We start from the raw sequence: 14958 nt of genomic DNA on the forward strand, positions 1-14958 counted from the left end.
TTTCCTCCGGGCTTCCCTTCGGTCTTGCGTTTCCGACTCTATCAGATCTTTCCGATCCGATTTCCTCGGCGCTTTCCGGGTTCTCGCTTTCGCGTTTCCCTTTCCGGCGACTCCGACTTTATCAGAAGTTATGAGCCGGTCAGACCGGCCACTCTTTTCCGATTCATCGGGAGGGGCTTCTCAGTAATCGACATGATCGATACTTCAAGAAGCAGCTAGACACTCACTGTCACCGACCGGATCAGGTCCAGTCCAGGCAACTGTTCGAATCTACCTCCCCGATCGATCCGTGTCAACGGCTCTCTCGGGGCGAAGGGGAGACTAGCAGCTCATCAGGTGTGTCCGCACATCAGGCGGCCATCGGAAGAGTGGCGCCGCGCTCGGCTTCCTCGACGTCACCCCTCTCGCCGGCCCGCGCGGCACGGCCGCCGACGACATAGACGTATGCGAGGAAGGCCAGCTCGGCGATGACTCCGATGGTGATGCGGGCCCAAGTGGGCAGGCCGGACGGGGTGACGAAGCCTTCGATGGCGCCGGAGACGAAGAGGACCAGGGCCAGGCCTATCGCCATGCCCACGGCGGCCCGGCCTTCCTCGGCGAGCGCGGTGCGTCGCGTGCGTGGGCCGGGGTCGATGACGGTCCAGCCGAGGCGCAGGCCGGTGCCGGCGGCGACGAAGACCGCCGTCAGTTCGAGCAGGCCGTGGGGCAGGATCAGGCCGAGGAACGTGTCGAGGCGGCCCGCGGAGGACATCAGGCCGAAGCCGACACCGAGGTTGAGCATGTTCTGGAAGAGGATCCAGAGGACCGGGAGCCCGAAGAAGACGCCCAGGACAAGGCAGAGCGCGGCGGCCTGGGCGTTGTTCGTCCAGACCTGGGCTGCGAACGAGGCCGCGGGGTGGCTGGAGTAGTACGTCTCGTACTGGCCGCCGGGGCGGGTGAGCTCGCGCAGTTCGCTGGGGGCCGCGATGGAGGCCTGTACTTCGGGGGTGGCGCCGATCCACCAGCCCAGGAGGGCGGCGACCAGAGTCGACAGGAGCGCTGTGGGTATCCACCAGTGGCGCGACTTGTAGACCGCCGCCGGGAAGCCATGGGTGAGGAAGCGGGTCGCGTCGCGCCAGGAGGAGCGTCGTGTGCCTGTCACGGCGCTACGCGCGCGTGCCACCAGTTGGCTGAGCCGCCCGGTGAGTTGCGGGTCCGGGGCGCTGGACTGGATCAGAGAGAGATGGGTGGCGGTGCGTTGGTAGAGGGCGACGAGTTCGTCCGCTTCCGCGCCGGTCAAGCGGCGCTGGCGTTGGAGCAGGGCGTCCAGGCGGTCCCACTCGGCCCGGTGCGCGGTGACGAAGACGTCGAGGTCCATCGGTGTGCCTGCTCCTCGGCTGTTCGTCGGCGGCTCGTCGTAGATGTCAGCTTGTCGTACTGGCACGCGTTGCGCCCTCAGCTTGGCAGACTGGCCGTTCCATGGGCAGGTCAGGGGAAGGGCGGCGGACGTGAGTGAGCTGGTGACGGGCGAGGCGGTGGCGCTGGAGCTGCGCCCTGCGAAGCTGCCCAGCAGGGCGCTCGCCGTGCTGCTCGATCTGGTCGTGGCCGTCGCCGTCTACATCGCCGTGTCGATCGGTCTGTTCGCGGCCACCGCTTCCCTGGACGAGGCGGCGCAGTTCGCGGTGTCGATCGCCTCGTTCATTCTGGTGCTGGTGGGCGCGCCGATCGCTGTCGAGACACTCAGCCACGGCCGTTCGCTCGGGAAGCTGGCGTGCGGGCTGCGGGTGGTCCGGGACGACGGCGGGCCGATCCGGTTCCGGCATGCGCTGGTGCGGGGCGCGATCGGTGTCATCGAGATTCTGCTGACCTTCGGGGTCGTCGCCTGTGTCGCGTCGCTGGTTTCGGCGCGGGGGCGGCGGCTCGGGGATGTGTTCGCGGGGACTCTCGTCGTACGGGAGCGGGTGCCGCAGGCCCGGAGCGGCTTTGTACCGCCTCCTCCGCCGTGGCTCGCCGGGCGGTTCTCGGGGCTGGATCTCTCCGCGGTTCCCGATGGTCTGTGGCTTGCCATCCGGCAGTACCTGACGCGGATGCAGCAGTTGGATCCGCAGGTCGGGTGGGCGATGGCGGAGCGGCTCGCGGCCGATCTCGCGGCTCGTACGGGTTCGCCGGCGCCGCAGGGTGTGCCGCCGGCGGCGTATCTGGCGGCCGTGGTGCAGGAGCGGCAGGCCCGGGAGGCCCGGCGGGCCTTTGCCAGCGGACCCACGGCGGACAGGGCGCCGACCGGTGGCTGGCCCCAGCCTGCGCCGGCATCGAACGCTTACAGACCACCAGCCGTCCAGCCCACCTTCGAAGCGCCGCCGGCCTCGAGCCCCACGCCCCCGAGCGCCACACCCCCGACTCCGCCGGTGCCGCACGAGGAGCCTTCCGCCGGACGGTCCGGCACCGGGTTCGTTCCGCCTGCGTGATCTCGGCCTGATCTCTCCGGAGGTCGCTCAGGCGAATGCCGACGGCGGCGATTCCAGGTCTTCCAGCTCGATCCCGGGCGCCGCCAGAACCACGTCCCCGGCGATGTGCACGGCGTGCTGCTCGCCCGTGTCCAGGGCTGTGACCTGGTATTCGTCCACGGTCAGAGGGCCGTTGTCAGTGGCGTGTGCTTCTCTTTTCAGCAGGGCCCAGGACTGGTCGACGGTGCGCGGGGCGAGCACTGGGTCCGTGAATGCGACGAGGCGTACGCGGGTGGCGGATCCGGAAGGGGTGAGGTTCAGGAGACGGGTGACGGCGATCAGGAACGCGGGGGACGTGCCGGTGAAGGCCTGGGCGCGCACATTGCCTTCCGTGGCGTGAGCCCCGGTGGGGTCCGTACGGACCCAGGTGACTCCGTCGAGGGCGGCGCCGCGCACCTGCCAGCCCCCGGCATGGAGTTCCAGGCGGATGGGGCGGCCGAGTTCGTCGAGGGTGAAGTCGACGGAGCCGCTGTGATTGCCCGTGGGGGTGGTCAGCTGGGAAACGTAGCGCCAGCCGGAGGGACCGGGCGCGCAGTGGAAGTGCTCTTCTGCGAGGGGGGTGTGATCGTGCGGATCGTGGAGCGAATAACGGCCGCGGGGCATGGGGGTCCTGGGTCTTGACGGGCTGCTCCGACCGCTGACGGCCAGACGGGCAGGCCCCCGACACGGGGGTGCGGGGGCCTGCCCTGAGGACCTGCTGCTGGTGAGAGCGTCAGTGCACGGGCACGCTCACCACGGAATCGGATCAGTACGGAATCCGGATCAGTAGCGGTAGTGGTCCGGCTTGTAGGGACCCTCGACCTCGACGCCGATGTACGCGGCCTGCTCGGGGCGGAGCGTCGTCAGCTTCACGCCGAGCGCGTCCAGGTGGAGGCGCGCGACCTTCTCGTCGAGGTGCTTTGGCAGCGTGTAGACGCCGATCGGGTACTCCGACTGCTTGGTGAACAGCTCGATCTGGGCCAGGGTCTGGTCCGCGAAGGAGTTGGACATCACGAAGGACGGGTGGCCGGTGGCGTTGCCCAGGTTCAGCAGGCGGCCCTCGGAGAGGACGATGATCACCTTGCCGTCGGGGAACTTCCAGGTGTGGACCTGCGGCTTGACCTCGTCCTTGACGATCCCGGGGATCTTGGCGAGGCCGGCCATGTCGATCTCGTTGTCGAAGTGACCGATGTTGCCGACGATCGCCTGGTGCTTCATCTTGGCCATGTCGCCGGCCATGATGATGTCCTTGTTGCCGGTCGTGGTGATGAAGATGTCGGCCTTGTCGATGACCTCGTCGAGGGTCGTGACCTGGTAGCCGTCCATCGCCGCCTGGAGCGCGCAGATCGGGTCGATCTCGGTGACGATCACGCGGGCACCCTGGCCGCGCAGGGACTCCGCGCAACCCTTGCCCACGTCGCCGTAGCCGCACACGACCGCGGTCTTGCCGCCGATCAGGACGTCGGTGGCGCGGTTGATGCCGTCGATCAGGGAGTGGCGGCAGCCGTACTTGTTGTCGAACTTCGACTTGGTGACGGCGTCGTTGACGTTGATCGCCGGGAACAGGAGGTGGCCGTCGCGCTGCATCTCGTACAGACGGTGGACGCCGGTCGTGGTCTCCTCGGTGACGCCGCGGATCTCCGAGGCGAGCTGGGTCCACTTCTGCGAGCCGTCCGTGATGGTGCGGTGCAGGAGCTCAAGGATGACGCGGTGCTCGTCGGACTCGGCGGTGTCGACGGAGGGGACCTTGCCGTCCTTCTCGTACTCGACGCCCTTGTGGACGAGGAGGGTGGCGTCGCCGCCGTCGTCGAGGATCATGTTCGGGCCGCCGGTGGGGCTGTTCGGCCAGGTCAGCGCCTGCTCCGTGCACCACCAGTACTCCTCCAGGGTCTCGCCCTTCCAGGCGAAGACCGGGACGCCCTGCGGGTTCTCGGGCGTGCCGTTCGGGCCGACGGCGATGGCGGCGGCCGCGTGGTCCTGGGTGGAGAAGATGTTGCAGGAGGCCCAGCGGACCTCGGCGCCCAGGGCGACCAGGGTCTCGATGAGGACGGCGGTCTGCACGGTCATGTGCAGGGAGCCGGTGACACGGGCGCCGGCGAGGGGCTGGGCCTCGGCGTACTCCTTGCGGATCGCCATCAGGCCGGGCATCTCGTGCTCGGCGAGGGTGATCTCCTTGCGGCCGAACTCGGCCAGGGAGAGGTCGGCGACCTTGAAGTCCTGTCGGTTCTCGACAGTCGTCATTGCGAGCTGCTCCTCGGGGTGTGGGTCGAGGTGGGTAGGGCTGGTCTGCGCGGCGGCGGACACAGGGGTGCCCGAAGAGGACACAGGCATGCCCGCGTGCGCGCAGCGCAGTCCGTCGGAGGCCCTCTCTCCCTCGGTCGGTCCGTGTCGGGACCGCCCGACCGCCATCAGCAGCGACGTCTGGCTCCGTCCCAAGCTACACCGGTCGACCCGGCCACCCCAGTCCGCCTCCGTACGGATCGCGCCACCGGGGGTTCCGGTGACGGCCCGGTGGTCGGGACGTACGGGCGCTCGCGGGAGCGATAACAGGACACCCACGAACGGCGGGACAGGGGATGACAGACCTGGATGTTCCAGGACGTTCGCACCTTTGAGCAGGGTCGTCGGTGCGCAGCCCGTGCCCGAGCCGGTGCTGGTGAGCGCCGGTGCGGAGGTGGCGGGTGCCGGTGCGGGGCCAGTCATACATACGGCCGAGGCGCCCGCCGAAGCCCTCTCCGGTCACCTCACCGAGGACACCGTCAAGGTCCGGCTGGACGCGGACGACAAGGACGCCGCCATCCGCGAGATGGCCGAGCTGCTGGCGCGGACCGGCAGGGTCGGGGACGTGGACGAGCCGGTGGCGACCGCGCTCAGACGGGAGGCGCAGGGGACGACCGGGCTCGGCGAGGAGATCGCGATTCCGCATGCCAAGACGGACGCGGTGTCCGCGCCGGTCGTCGGATTCGCGCGGTCGGCCGAGGGCGTCGAGTGGGGCTCGCTGGACGGTACGAAGGCCAAGTTGGTGTTCATGATCGCCGTACCGGAAGCGGCCGCGGGCGATGAACACCTGCGGATCTGGCGCTGTTGTCGCGGAAGTTGATGGACGCGGGTTTCCGGGAGCGGTTGACGGCGGCCGCGGACAAGGAGGCGGTGCTCAGAGTGCTGAGCGAGATCGGGTAGCTGTCGAGCGGGCCCGTGGCGGGCGGACCACGGGCCCGCACAGCGCGTTCAAAGGCAGTCGCTACGCTCTGCCGCCGCGGGAGTGCCGCGTGGGGAGGGAGTGGCGATGGATGCGAGCACGGCGCGCAGACTCACAGTGACGGCGTGGGTGGTGGGGCTGTTGGGGCTGACGCTGGTGGTCGGGTCTCTGGTGTGGCTGCGAACCGGATATGTGCTGTCCAGGGTGAACAGCGAGAGCATGACGCCGACGTACGGCATGGGCGACCGGATCGTCGCCGAGCGCGTGGACGGGGGCGAGGTGAAGCCGGGCGATGTGGTGCTGTACTCGGCGCCGGAGCGCTACGGGCCCGGGGTGGACGTCATGCAGCGCGTCATCGGTGTGGGCGGCGACCAGGTGGTGTGCTGCGACGGCCAGGACACCCCGCAGGAGGCGATCAAGGTCAACGGCAGGCCGCTGCGCGAGCCGTACGTGAAGGACGGCATCGCGGACGGGTTGCATCGGCCGTACGACGTGACGGTGCCCGAGGGGCGGCTCTTCCTGCTCGGTGACCATCGGCAGAACTCACGCGACTCCCGGCTCTTCGCCGAGGATCACGGGGGAACGGTTCCGGTGGATGCCGTCCGGGGCCGGGTGATAGACAGCTTTGCCGGGCCGCTGCTGCTCGGGGCCGCCGCGCTGCTCGGGCTGATTCTGGCGCTGCTCGGGCTCGCTCTCGCGATCGGGGCGCGGGTCATACGGCGGCGGCCGGCGATGCACACGGAGTTGTGGCCGGAGCATTTGTGAGGCCCATGTCGTACGACACAGGGGTCCGCCGAGTGATTCGGCGGACCCCTGTGTCATGACAGGTCGTCAGTGTCCTGCGCTCTCCGGGGCCGGGCCTCCGGGCGTCGCCTCGCGGTCGGCGCCGCGGGCCGCTTCGGCCTCGCTGTAGATGTCCGGCTCCAGGTAGATGACCCGGGCGATCGGGACGGCCGCGCGGATACGGGTCTCGGCGGCGTCGATCGCGGCGGCGATCTCGGTGGCCGTGTCGTCGTGCTGGACGGCGATCTTGGCGGCGACGAGCAGTTCCTCGGGGCCGAGGTGCAGCGTGCGCATGTGGATGATGCCGGTGACGGTGTCGCCGTCGACGATCGCGGCCTCGATCTTGTGGGCTTCCTCGACGCCCGCGGCCTCGCCGAGCAGCAGCGACTTGGTCTCGACGGCCAGGACGACCGCGATGAGGACGAGCAGGATGCCGATGCAGACGGTGGCGATGCCGTCCCAGACGCCGTCGCCGGTGGCGAGGGCCAGCGTGACGCCGCACAGAGCGAGGATCAGGCCGACCAGCGCGCCGAGGTCCTCCAGCAGGATGACGGGCAGCTCGGGCGCCTTGGCATAGCGGACGAACTCCTTCCAGGACTTCCTGCCCCGCACGGCATTGGACTCCTTGATGGCCGTCCGGAAGGAGAAGGTCTCGGCGATGATCGCGAAGACAAGGACGCCGACCGGCCAGTACCACTGCTCGATCTCGTGCGGGTTCTTGATCTTCTCGTAGCCCTTGTAGAGGGCGAACATGCCGCCGATCGAGAACAGGATGATCGAGACGAGGAAGGCGTAGATGTACCGCTCGCGGCCGTAGCCGAAGGGGTGTTGCGGGGTCGCCTCGCGCTGGGCCTTCTTGCCGCCGACGAGCAGCAGGGCCTGGTTGCCGGAGTCGGCCAGCGAGTGCACCGACTCGGCGAGCATCGACGACGAACCGCTGAAGAGGAACGCCACGAACTTCGATACCGCGATCGCGAGGTTGGCGGCGAGTGCCGCCACGATCGCCTTGGTGCCGCCTGACGCGCTCATGTGTTCGCGTTGTCCCTTCGTACGCCGTCCCGGGCGGCCGCCCCTTGTGGCTTTGCCCGTCCTTTGCCGGTGGGCCATTGTTGCAGCCTCGCCCGGGTGCGGCGCATCAGGTGTCCACAGCGCCGGTCATACGATCACAGTGGCACGGAAGACCGTACCCGTACCGGTCACCTCGGCCGTCTGGCCCGCGGGGACGAAGACCGACTGACCGGGGCTCAGCTCGTGTTCGCCCGCCCGGACGGAACCCGCCGTGCACAGCAGGATCTGGGCGGTGGCGCGGGTGAGGTCGTGGACGGCGGTGTCTTCGGGAAGGACGTACCGGGAGAGCCGGAACTCGTCGATCGGGGTCTCGTAGACCTCCTCGCCGTCCGGGGACGCCTCCGGGCGCAGCACGCCGGGGTCGGCGGCCTCGAAGCGGACGATGCGCAGGAGTTCGGGGACGTCGACGTGCTTGGGGGTCAGCCCGCAGCGCAGGACGTTGTCGGAGTTGGCCATGATCTCGACGCCGAGGCCGCTGAGGTAGGCGTGCGGGATGCCGGCGCCGAGGAACAGGGCCTCGCCGGGCTGCAGTCGGACGTGGTTGAGCAGCATGGCGGCGATGACGCCGGGGTCGCCCGGGTAGTGGTGGGCGAGTTCGGCGTACGGCGTGTACGCGCCGCCCAGGCGGGCGCAGGCGGCCGCGGCGTCGGTGACCGTGCGGGTCATCTCGTCCGGGTCGGCGGTGAGGATCGCGGTGAGCACCTCGCGCAGGGCCGCGTCCTCGGGATGGGCGTGCAGCAGATCGACGTACGGCTTGAGGGAGTCCACGCCGAGGCCGTCGAGCAGATCGGCGGCCCGGACCGGGTCGCGGAAGCCGCACAGTCCGTCGAACTCGGTGAGCGCGCAGATCAGTTCGGGCTTGTGGTTGGCGTCCTTGTAGTTGCGGTGACCGGCGTCGACGGGGATGCCCCGGCGCTCCTCGTCGGCGTACCCCTCTCTCGCCTGCTCCAGGTCGGGGTGGACCTGGAGGGAGAGCGGGGCGCCGGCCGCGAGGATCTTCAGCAGGAAGGGCAGCCGCGGACCGAACTTGGCCACGCACGCGTGCCCGAGTTCCTGCTCCGGGTCCGCGTCGATGACGTCGACCAGCGTGCCCCGGCCGGTGCGCGAGGGAGCGCCCGGGTGGGCGCCCATCCACATCTCCGCCTGCGGTTCGCCGGTCGGTTCGACCCCGAGCAACTGCGGGATCGCGGTGGTGGAACCCCAGGCGTAGGGGCGGATGGTGTTGTCGAGGCGGTCCATGCGGTTCTCTCTGCGTACGACGCGGGTTTCGCTCCGCGTACGACGGTCAGGGCGTCCTGGGCCAGATCAGGCGCCCGAAGCGAGCGCCAGGTAAACGGCGGCGAAATCCGTGATGGCGATCAACTCCGAAAGGGTCTCCAGTTCGCCGCCGGCCTCCGGTTCCAGCTCGCTGATCGGCGTGTCGTGGCTGAGGGCCAGCTCACGGGCGCCGGGTGCGGCGCTGAGGCCGCCGATGGGACGGTCCCGGAGCAGCACCACGCGCGCGTGCAGTGCGGGCTGCTCCTCCACGCGGTCGCGGAAGAAGTCCTCGGGGTCGGCGCTGGCGGCCAGCGGCCCCGCGAGCAGGGCGCTGTGTGCGGCGAGCGCCTCGGGGAGCTCGGAGACGAGGGCCGGGCGGCCTGCGAGTTCGGCGAGGGCGGCGGCGAAGCGCCGGCCTGCCGGGCCGGCCGAGGTGCCCTCGGTCCAGATCACCGGGAGGGTGTCGGCGAGTTCCGCGGCCAGGGTCTTGGCGGGGTTGCTGTACGTCGCGATGGCGGGCCCGCAGCGCTCGGCGATGTGGTCGAGGCGGTCGGCGACCTTCTCCAGGGCGTCGGCCGGGGCGGCCAGCAGGCCGATGCGGTCCAGGAGCGCGAGCAGGGGGGTGAGCAGGGCCCACAGCACGCCGGGGGCGGAGGCGGCGAAGGGGGTGTCCTCTTCGTACGGGGCGGTCGCCATCGGCACGAACAGGCCGTGGGAGGCGTCGAGGGCCTCGGCGAGCGGGGTGTGGGGCGGGGCCACGGCCACGACTGTGCAGCCGCGGCGATAGGCCTGTTCCGCCAGCAGGGACAGGCCCGGTTCCGTGCCGTCCGGGGTGGCGATCAGGAGCAGGTCCACGGAGCCGGCCCAGCCGGGCAGCTCCCAGCGCAGGGCGCCGGCGGCGGGGGCCACGCCCGCGGGGGCCAGTCGGGTGACGGGGCTGCCGGGGCCGGCGAGCGTGCCGAGGAGGTCGGCGACGCAGATGGCGGCGGCGCCGGGGCCCGCGATGAGGACGGCGCGGGGACGGCCGTCCGGTTTGAGGTCCGTCACGCCGGCCTCTGTGGCGTGCCGGGCGGCCGTGCGGACGCGGGCGCCGGCCTCGGCGGCGCCGCGGAGCAGGCCGCGGCGGTCGGCCTCCGAGAGGGCCTCGGGGGTGTCGAGCAGCGATTCGTCGAGCACGGTCGGGAGCCTCCGATCGCCGGGTGGGTTACGCGGGGCGGCGGGCCTCGTCGACGAGGAGGACCGGAATGCCGTCGCGGACGGGGTACGCCAGGCCGCAGTCCTGGCCTGTGCAGATCAGCTCTGCGTCCTGCTCCTTGAGGGGGGCGTGGCAGGCCGGGCAGGCGAGGATCTCCAGGAGACCGGCTTCGAGCGGCATGGGGGTCCCTTCGGGGGCGGGTGGGTTTCGCGGATGTGCCTGGTCAGGTTACCGCCGGGGTGGGTTGCTTGGGGGGTGGAGGGGGTTGCCGTTGTGTTGGATCGCCCCCGCCGCCCTTACCCGTCCCATCCCTGAGGCTGAGCCCCCAGACCCCCCTTCGGCTCTTGAGGGCCTCGTCCTCGGACGCCGGACGGGCTGAATGTGCCTGACCGGCGTTGCGAAGCCCCGCTCAGCCTCTGATGATTCCCAGCACCTCGTCCCGCACCTTCGCCATCGTCTCCGCGTCCCGCGCCTCCGCGTTCAGCCTCAGCAGCGGTTCCGTGTTGGACGGGCGGACGTTGAACCACCAGTCGGCGGCGGTGACGGTGAGGCCGTCGAGGCTGTCCAGGGTGACGTCCTCGCGGGTGCCGTACGCCTCGCGGATCGCGGCGAGGCGGTCGGTCTGGTCGGCGACCGTGGAGTTGATCTCACCCGAGCCCACGTAGCGGTCGTACTGGGCGACCAGCGTCGAGAGCGGGCCGTCCTGGCCGCCCAGCGCCGCCAGGACGTGGAGCGCGGCCAGCATGCCCGTGTCCGCGTTCCAGAAATCGGCGAAGTAGTAGTGCGCGGAGTGCTCGCCGCCGAAGATCGCGCCGGACTTCGCCATCTCGGCCTTGATGAAGGAGTGGCCCACGCGCGTGCGGACGGGTGTGCCGCCGTTCTCCTTCACCACCTCGGGGACCGACCAGGACGTGATCAGGTTGTGGATGATCGTGCCCTTGCCGCCGTGGCGGGCCAGCTCGCGCGAGGCGACCAGGGCCGTGATGGCGGACGGGGAGACCGGATCGCCCTGCGCGTCGACGACGAAGCAGCGGTCGGCGTCGCCGTCGAAGGCGATGCCCAGGTCGGCGGACTCCTCGCGGACGCGCTTCTGCAGGTCGACGAGGTTCGCCGGGTCGAGCGGGTTCGCCTCGTGGTTGGGGAAGGTGCCGTCCAGCTCGAAGTACATCGGGACGAGGTCCAGCGGCAGTCCCGCGAAGACGGTGGGCACGGTGTGGCCGCCCATGCCGTTGCCCGCGTCGACCACGACCTTCAGGGGGCGGATGGAGGTCAGGTCGACCAGCGAGCGGAGGTGGGCCGCGTACTCCTCCAACGTGTCCCGGCGCGTGATCGTTCCCGTCGTCGCCGCGGGCTTCGGGGCGCCCGACTCGCTCCACCCCTCCACCAGTTCGCGGATCTCGGTCAGGCCCGTGTCCTGGCCGACGGGGGCCGCGCCCGCGCGGCACATCTTGATGCCGTTGTACTGGGCCGGGTTGTGCGAGGCCGTGAACATCGCGCCCGGGAGGTCCAGCGCGCCGGAGGCGTAGTACAGCTGGTCCGTGGAGCACAGGCCGATCTCGGTGACGTCGATGCCCTGCGCCGCCGCCCCGCGCGCGAAGGCCGCCGCCAGGCCGGGCGACGAGGGGCGCATGTCGTGCCCGGTGACGATCGCGTCCGCGCCGGTCACCCGGGCGAAGGCCGCCCCGAACAGCTCGGCGAGCGCCTCGTCCCACTGGTCGGGCACGACTCCGCGCACGTCGTACGCCTTCACGAGCTGTGACAGATCAGCAGCCACGGCCACCCTTCCTGAAAGTCCCATCGGTCTGCACAAAGTACCCGTACGGACTGACACCGCGCTGTGCGAACCCTGAGTGGACCCCCAGCCGTAACCTCAGGTCAGCGACCCAGGGCGGCTTCGCCGCCCGCCGTGGGGCGGGTAAATGGGCAGGGCGGATGCCCCGTAGCCCTTGATCAACACGGCGTCGCGGGGTGGCAGCGCAGGAGGCGAGGTCAGCTACCTGCACTTTTGCCCGCGCCGGTTCGTATTTACGCGTCAGGGCAGCATCCAGTCCAGGACCGGCGAGCTCTGACCGACCACAATCAGACACATCACCACCAACAGGGCAATACTCCACGGCAGCACCTTGCGCAGCAGATCGCCCTCCCGGCCGGCGAGGCCGACGGCCGCGCACGCGATGGTGAGGTTCTGCGGCGAGATCATCTTGCCGAGGACACCGCCGGAACTGTTCGCGGCCGCGAGCAGCTCGGGCGACAGGCCCGACTCGCGGGCCGCGGTGACCTGGAGGGCGCCGAAGAGCGCGTTGGCCGAGGTGTCGGACCCGGACACGGCGACCCCGAACCAGCCCAGGACGGGCGACAGGAAGGCGAGTCCCGCCCCGGCCGCCGCCACGAAGTGCCCGATGGTGGCCGCCTGTCCGGAGAGGTTCATGACGTAGGCGAGGGCCAGCACACTCGTCACGGTCAGGATCGCGAACCGCAGTTCGTACACGGTCGCCGCCCACTCCTTGACCGCCACGCGCGCGTGCACACCGAGAACAACCGCCGTACACACACCCGCGAGCAGCACGAGCGTGCCGCCCGCGGACACGATCGGCCAGGTGAACACATTCCCGCCGACCGCCTCCCCGTCCGCGTCGACGACGTCCAGGAAGGGCCAGTCGTACGTCTGTGTCGCCTCGGCCAGCCAGTCCTTGACCGCGGGGATCTGGGCGACGGAGAAGATCGCGACGATGAGCGCGTACGGCGAGTACGCCCGTACGACCTCCGCGCGCGGGTCGGCCTCGTCGAGCTCCTCGCCGCGCGCGCCGGTCAGCACGGCGGCGCGCACGGGCTCTTCGGCGGGCCTGCGCGCCTGCGGTACGGCGACCAGCGCGCCCGCTCCGGCCAAGGCGGCGCCGATGTCGGCGAGTTGGGCGGAGACGTAGTTCGAGGCGGCGAACTGGGCGGCAGCGAAGGCGATTCCGCACACCAGGGCGGGCACCCAGGTCTCGCGCAGCCCGCGCCGGCCGTCGACCAGCCAGACCAGCACGAGCGGCACCACCAGGGCGAGCAACGGCGTCTGACGGCCCACCACGGAGGCGACGTCGTCCAGCGGAAGACCGGTGACCTGGGCCAGCGTCACCACGGGCGTGCCCATCGCGCCGAAGGCGACCGGCGCGGTATTGGCGACCAGCGCGACCACGGCGGCGCGCACCGGATCGAAGCCCAGCGCCACGAGCATGACCGAGCAGATCGCGACGGGCGCCCCGAATCCAGCGAGCGCCTCCAGCAGCGCGCCGAAGCAGAAGGCGACGACCAGGGCCTGGATGCGGGGGTCGTCGGACAGCCGCCCGAACGAGCGGCGCAGGATGTCGAAGTGCCGGGTGCGGACCGTCATCCGGTACACCCACAGGGCGTTGACGACGATCCACAGGATGGGGAAGAGCCCGAACACGGCCCCCTGGGCGGCACTGGAGAGCGTCTGGCCGAGCGGCATGCCGTAGGCGAGCCGGGCGACCAGCGTGGCCGCCAGCAGGCCTGTCAGGCCCGCCAGATGGGCTTTCATGCGGACGCCGCCGAGCAGGACGAGGACGATCACGAGGGGCAGGGCCGCCACGAGCGCGGACAGACCGAGCGAGCCGGCGACGGGTTCCAGTTCCTGGACGTACACGGGCGCCTCCCCGGGAGCCGCGGATTCCGTCATGCGGAAAGCGATTTCTCACTTCGGGCCGAAACGGAATGGTCGTGTCCGCGACAAGGTCACGTCAATGGTCGTGCGTCATTCGTGCGTCAGCCAAGGGAACACGCGGTCAAAAACCGTCCGAAAGGGTGACTTGGCGTCAGTTGTCCGGGGAGCGCAGCACCCTGAGGTGGCCGCGGCGCGCGACCTCCATCGGGTCCGCCGCTCGGACCCCGCCGCCCGCGGCCCCGGCGGCACGCTCCTGCGGACGGGCCGCCTCGCGCACGGCGTTGGCAAGCGCTTCCAGGTCGTCGCCGCTGGGGCGGGCCGGGGCGGAGGCGTCGAGGAGCCGGACGACCTCCCACCCGCGGGGGGCGGTCAGGCGCTCGGAGTGCTCGGCGCACAGGTCGTAGCAGTGGGGTTCGGCGTAGGTCGCGAGCGGGCCGAGGACCGCGGTCGAGTCGGCGTAGACGTACGTCAGCGTCGCGACGGCGGGACGGCCGCAAGCGGTGCGCGAACAGCGACGTACAGGGCTCACGACGTGGGACGGTACCGCACTCTTGAGCGGGCCGCGACGACTCTCCAGCAGGTCACTCCACCGTGTCGTGCTGTGAAACGCCCCACACACCCCTTCTGACGCACCTCACTGACCTGCGGGAACACCGATTTTCGACCGGTCGGACAGGAGCGGATCCGGTCAACACTCGGTATAAACCAGGCCAATTGCCTTGAGATCGCCGGTCTGGGAGAGATATGGAATCGAGCCCAACCTTGGCCGGAATGGTCATCCGGCGACATGGGTGCGGGGCGGGTGGACGGCGGGCCTCGCGCCGTGTGGGGCGGGGCACGCGGTCGCGGCGAGGACTACGCTTCACCAGTGATGGACAACCCCGTACCGCCCCGAGTCGCCGGCCCCGGCCCCCGCCGTCGTGATCGCCACGGCCGGGGCATGCGTGGGCCGATCGCGCCGCCGCAGGTGCCGCTGGCGGCCAGCCGCGCCGATGCGTTCGCCGACCTGGTGCAGGACTCCGTGGAGCGCCTTGAGCGGCGGTGGCCGCAGCTCGCCGACATCGACTTCCTGGTCCTCGAAGTGCCGCCCTTGAACGGCGCCGGGCAGACCTGGAACGACGAGGCCGTGCCGCTGGGCGGGTCGATCGCGGCGCGCGAGGGCCGCCCCGCGCGGGTGGTCGTCTACCGGCGTCCCGTGGAGATCCGCACCAAGGGGCGGGACGAGCGGGCGGCGCTGGTGCACGAGGTCGTCGTCGAGCAGGTGGCGGAGCTGTTGGGGCTCACCCCGGAGACCGTGGATCCCCGGTACGGCGAGGACTGAACCCCG

The 14958-nt window shown here is 70.6% G+C and carries 13 protein-coding genes and 1 pseudogene; 4 read left to right on the forward strand and 10 right to left on the reverse strand.

The window, feature by feature from the left end; genetic code table 11:
- Positions 1–349: 349 nt before the first annotated feature.
- On the reverse strand, positions 350–1357 hold the full coding sequence (locus RMT89_RS33650; RefSeq protein ID WP_315887535.1) for a stage II sporulation protein M: 1008 nt from the start codon (positions 1355–1357) through the stop codon (positions 350–352).
- 130 nt (positions 1358–1487) lie between these two features.
- Between RMT89_RS33650 and RMT89_RS33655 the strand changes: the two genes are divergently transcribed.
- Positions 1488–2444, forward strand: coding sequence for an RDD family protein (locus tag RMT89_RS33655; RefSeq protein WP_315887536.1), 957 nt, complete (start codon positions 1488–1490; stop codon positions 2442–2444).
- Between the two features lie 27 nt (positions 2445–2471).
- On the opposite strand, the gene RMT89_RS33660 is transcribed toward RMT89_RS33655, so the two are convergent.
- Positions 2472–3086 (reverse strand): hypothetical protein, encoded by a 615-nt coding sequence (locus tag RMT89_RS33660; protein ID WP_315887537.1) that lies wholly within the window; start codon positions 3084–3086, stop codon positions 2472–2474.
- Positions 3087–3245: 159 nt separating this feature from the next.
- Positions 3246–4703 carry an adenosylhomocysteinase gene (ahcY, locus tag RMT89_RS33665; protein ID WP_315887538.1) on the reverse strand — a complete coding sequence of 486 codons (1458 nt, stop codon included), beginning with the start codon at positions 4701–4703 and terminating at the stop codon, positions 3246–3248.
- Positions 4704–5085: 382 nt separating this feature from the next.
- Between ahcY and RMT89_RS33670 the strand changes: the two are divergent.
- Together RMT89_RS33670 and lepB are read left to right on the forward strand one after the other, a co-directional pair.
- Positions 5086–5642: pseudogene (locus tag RMT89_RS33670) on the forward strand (PTS sugar transporter subunit IIA); the annotation flags it as partial.
- A gap of 106 nt (positions 5643–5748) precedes the next feature.
- Positions 5749–6426 carry a signal peptidase I gene (lepB, locus tag RMT89_RS33675; RefSeq protein ID WP_315887539.1) on the forward strand — a complete coding sequence of 226 codons (678 nt, stop codon included), beginning with the start codon at positions 5749–5751 and terminating at the stop codon, positions 6424–6426.
- 66 nt (positions 6427–6492) lie between these two features.
- On the opposite strand, the gene RMT89_RS33680 is transcribed toward lepB, so the two are convergent.
- From RMT89_RS33680 to RMT89_RS33710, 7 genes are all read right to left on the reverse strand, one after another.
- Entirely contained in the window at positions 6493–7473 is a 981-nt protein-coding gene (locus tag RMT89_RS33680) for a cation transporter (RefSeq protein ID WP_315887540.1), read from the reverse strand.
- A gap of 126 nt (positions 7474–7599) precedes the next feature.
- On the reverse strand, positions 7600–8751 hold the full coding sequence (gene manA, locus RMT89_RS33685; protein WP_315887541.1) for a mannose-6-phosphate isomerase, class I: 1152 nt from the start codon (positions 8749–8751) through the stop codon (positions 7600–7602).
- A 66-nt stretch (positions 8752–8817) separates the two neighbouring features.
- The gene (locus RMT89_RS33690; protein WP_315887542.1) at positions 8818–9945 is read right to left on the reverse strand and encodes an SIS domain-containing protein; all 1128 of its coding nucleotides are present in this window, start codon (positions 9943–9945) and stop codon (positions 8818–8820) included.
- A gap of 28 nt (positions 9946–9973) precedes the next feature.
- Positions 9974–10144 carry a Trm112 family protein gene (locus RMT89_RS33695; RefSeq protein ID WP_020940431.1) on the reverse strand — a complete coding sequence of 57 codons (171 nt, stop codon included), beginning with the start codon at positions 10142–10144 and terminating at the stop codon, positions 9974–9976.
- Positions 10145–10373: 229 nt separating this feature from the next.
- Positions 10374–11738, reverse strand: coding sequence for a phosphomannomutase/phosphoglucomutase (locus RMT89_RS33700; protein ID WP_315887543.1), 1365 nt, complete (start codon positions 11736–11738; stop codon positions 10374–10376).
- A gap of 258 nt (positions 11739–11996) precedes the next feature.
- Positions 11997–13613: an L-lactate permease gene (locus RMT89_RS33705; protein WP_315887558.1), complete on the reverse strand. Its 1617-nt coding sequence runs from the start codon at positions 13611–13613 to the stop codon at positions 11997–11999.
- A gap of 169 nt (positions 13614–13782) precedes the next feature.
- Entirely contained in the window at positions 13783–14208 is a 426-nt protein-coding gene (locus RMT89_RS33710; RefSeq protein WP_315887559.1) for a DUF3499 domain-containing protein, read from the reverse strand.
- Between the two features lie 294 nt (positions 14209–14502).
- Here RMT89_RS33710 and RMT89_RS33715 point away from each other — a divergent pair, with 294 nt between their 5' ends.
- On the forward strand, positions 14503–14952 hold the full coding sequence (locus RMT89_RS33715; RefSeq protein WP_315887560.1) for a metallopeptidase family protein: 450 nt from the start codon (positions 14503–14505) through the stop codon (positions 14950–14952).
- The last annotated feature ends 6 nt before the right edge of the window (positions 14953–14958 follow it).

The sequence above is a fragment of the Streptomyces sp. P17 genome (genome assembly GCF_032436805.1).
In the GTDB taxonomy this organism is placed as follows: Bacteria; Actinomycetota; Actinomycetes; order Streptomycetales; family Streptomycetaceae; genus Streptomyces.

Coding starts and splice junctions, on each gene's coding strand:
- manA (WP_315887541.1), bottom strand. CDS start 8,751: ATGGACCGCCTCGACAACACCATCCGCCCCTACGCCTGGGGTTCCACC.
- RMT89_RS33695 (WP_020940431.1), bottom strand. CDS start 10,144: ATGCCGCTCGAAGCCGGTCTCCTGGAGATCCTCGCCTGCCCGGCCTGC.
- RMT89_RS33660 (WP_315887537.1), bottom strand. CDS start 3,086: ATGCCCCGCGGCCGTTATTCGCTCCACGATCCGCACGATCACACCCCC.
- RMT89_RS33680 (WP_315887540.1), bottom strand. CDS start 7,473: ATGAGCGCGTCAGGCGGCACCAAGGCGATCGTGGCGGCACTCGCCGCC.
- RMT89_RS33650 (WP_315887535.1), bottom strand. CDS start 1,357: ATGGACCTCGACGTCTTCGTCACCGCGCACCGGGCCGAGTGGGACCGC.
- lepB (WP_315887539.1), top strand. CDS start 5,749: ATGGATGCGAGCACGGCGCGCAGACTCACAGTGACGGCGTGGGTGGTG.
- ahcY (WP_315887538.1), bottom strand. CDS start 4,703: ATGACGACTGTCGAGAACCGACAGGACTTCAAGGTCGCCGACCTCTCC.
- RMT89_RS33715 (WP_315887560.1), top strand. CDS start 14,503: ATGGACAACCCCGTACCGCCCCGAGTCGCCGGCCCCGGCCCCCGCCGT.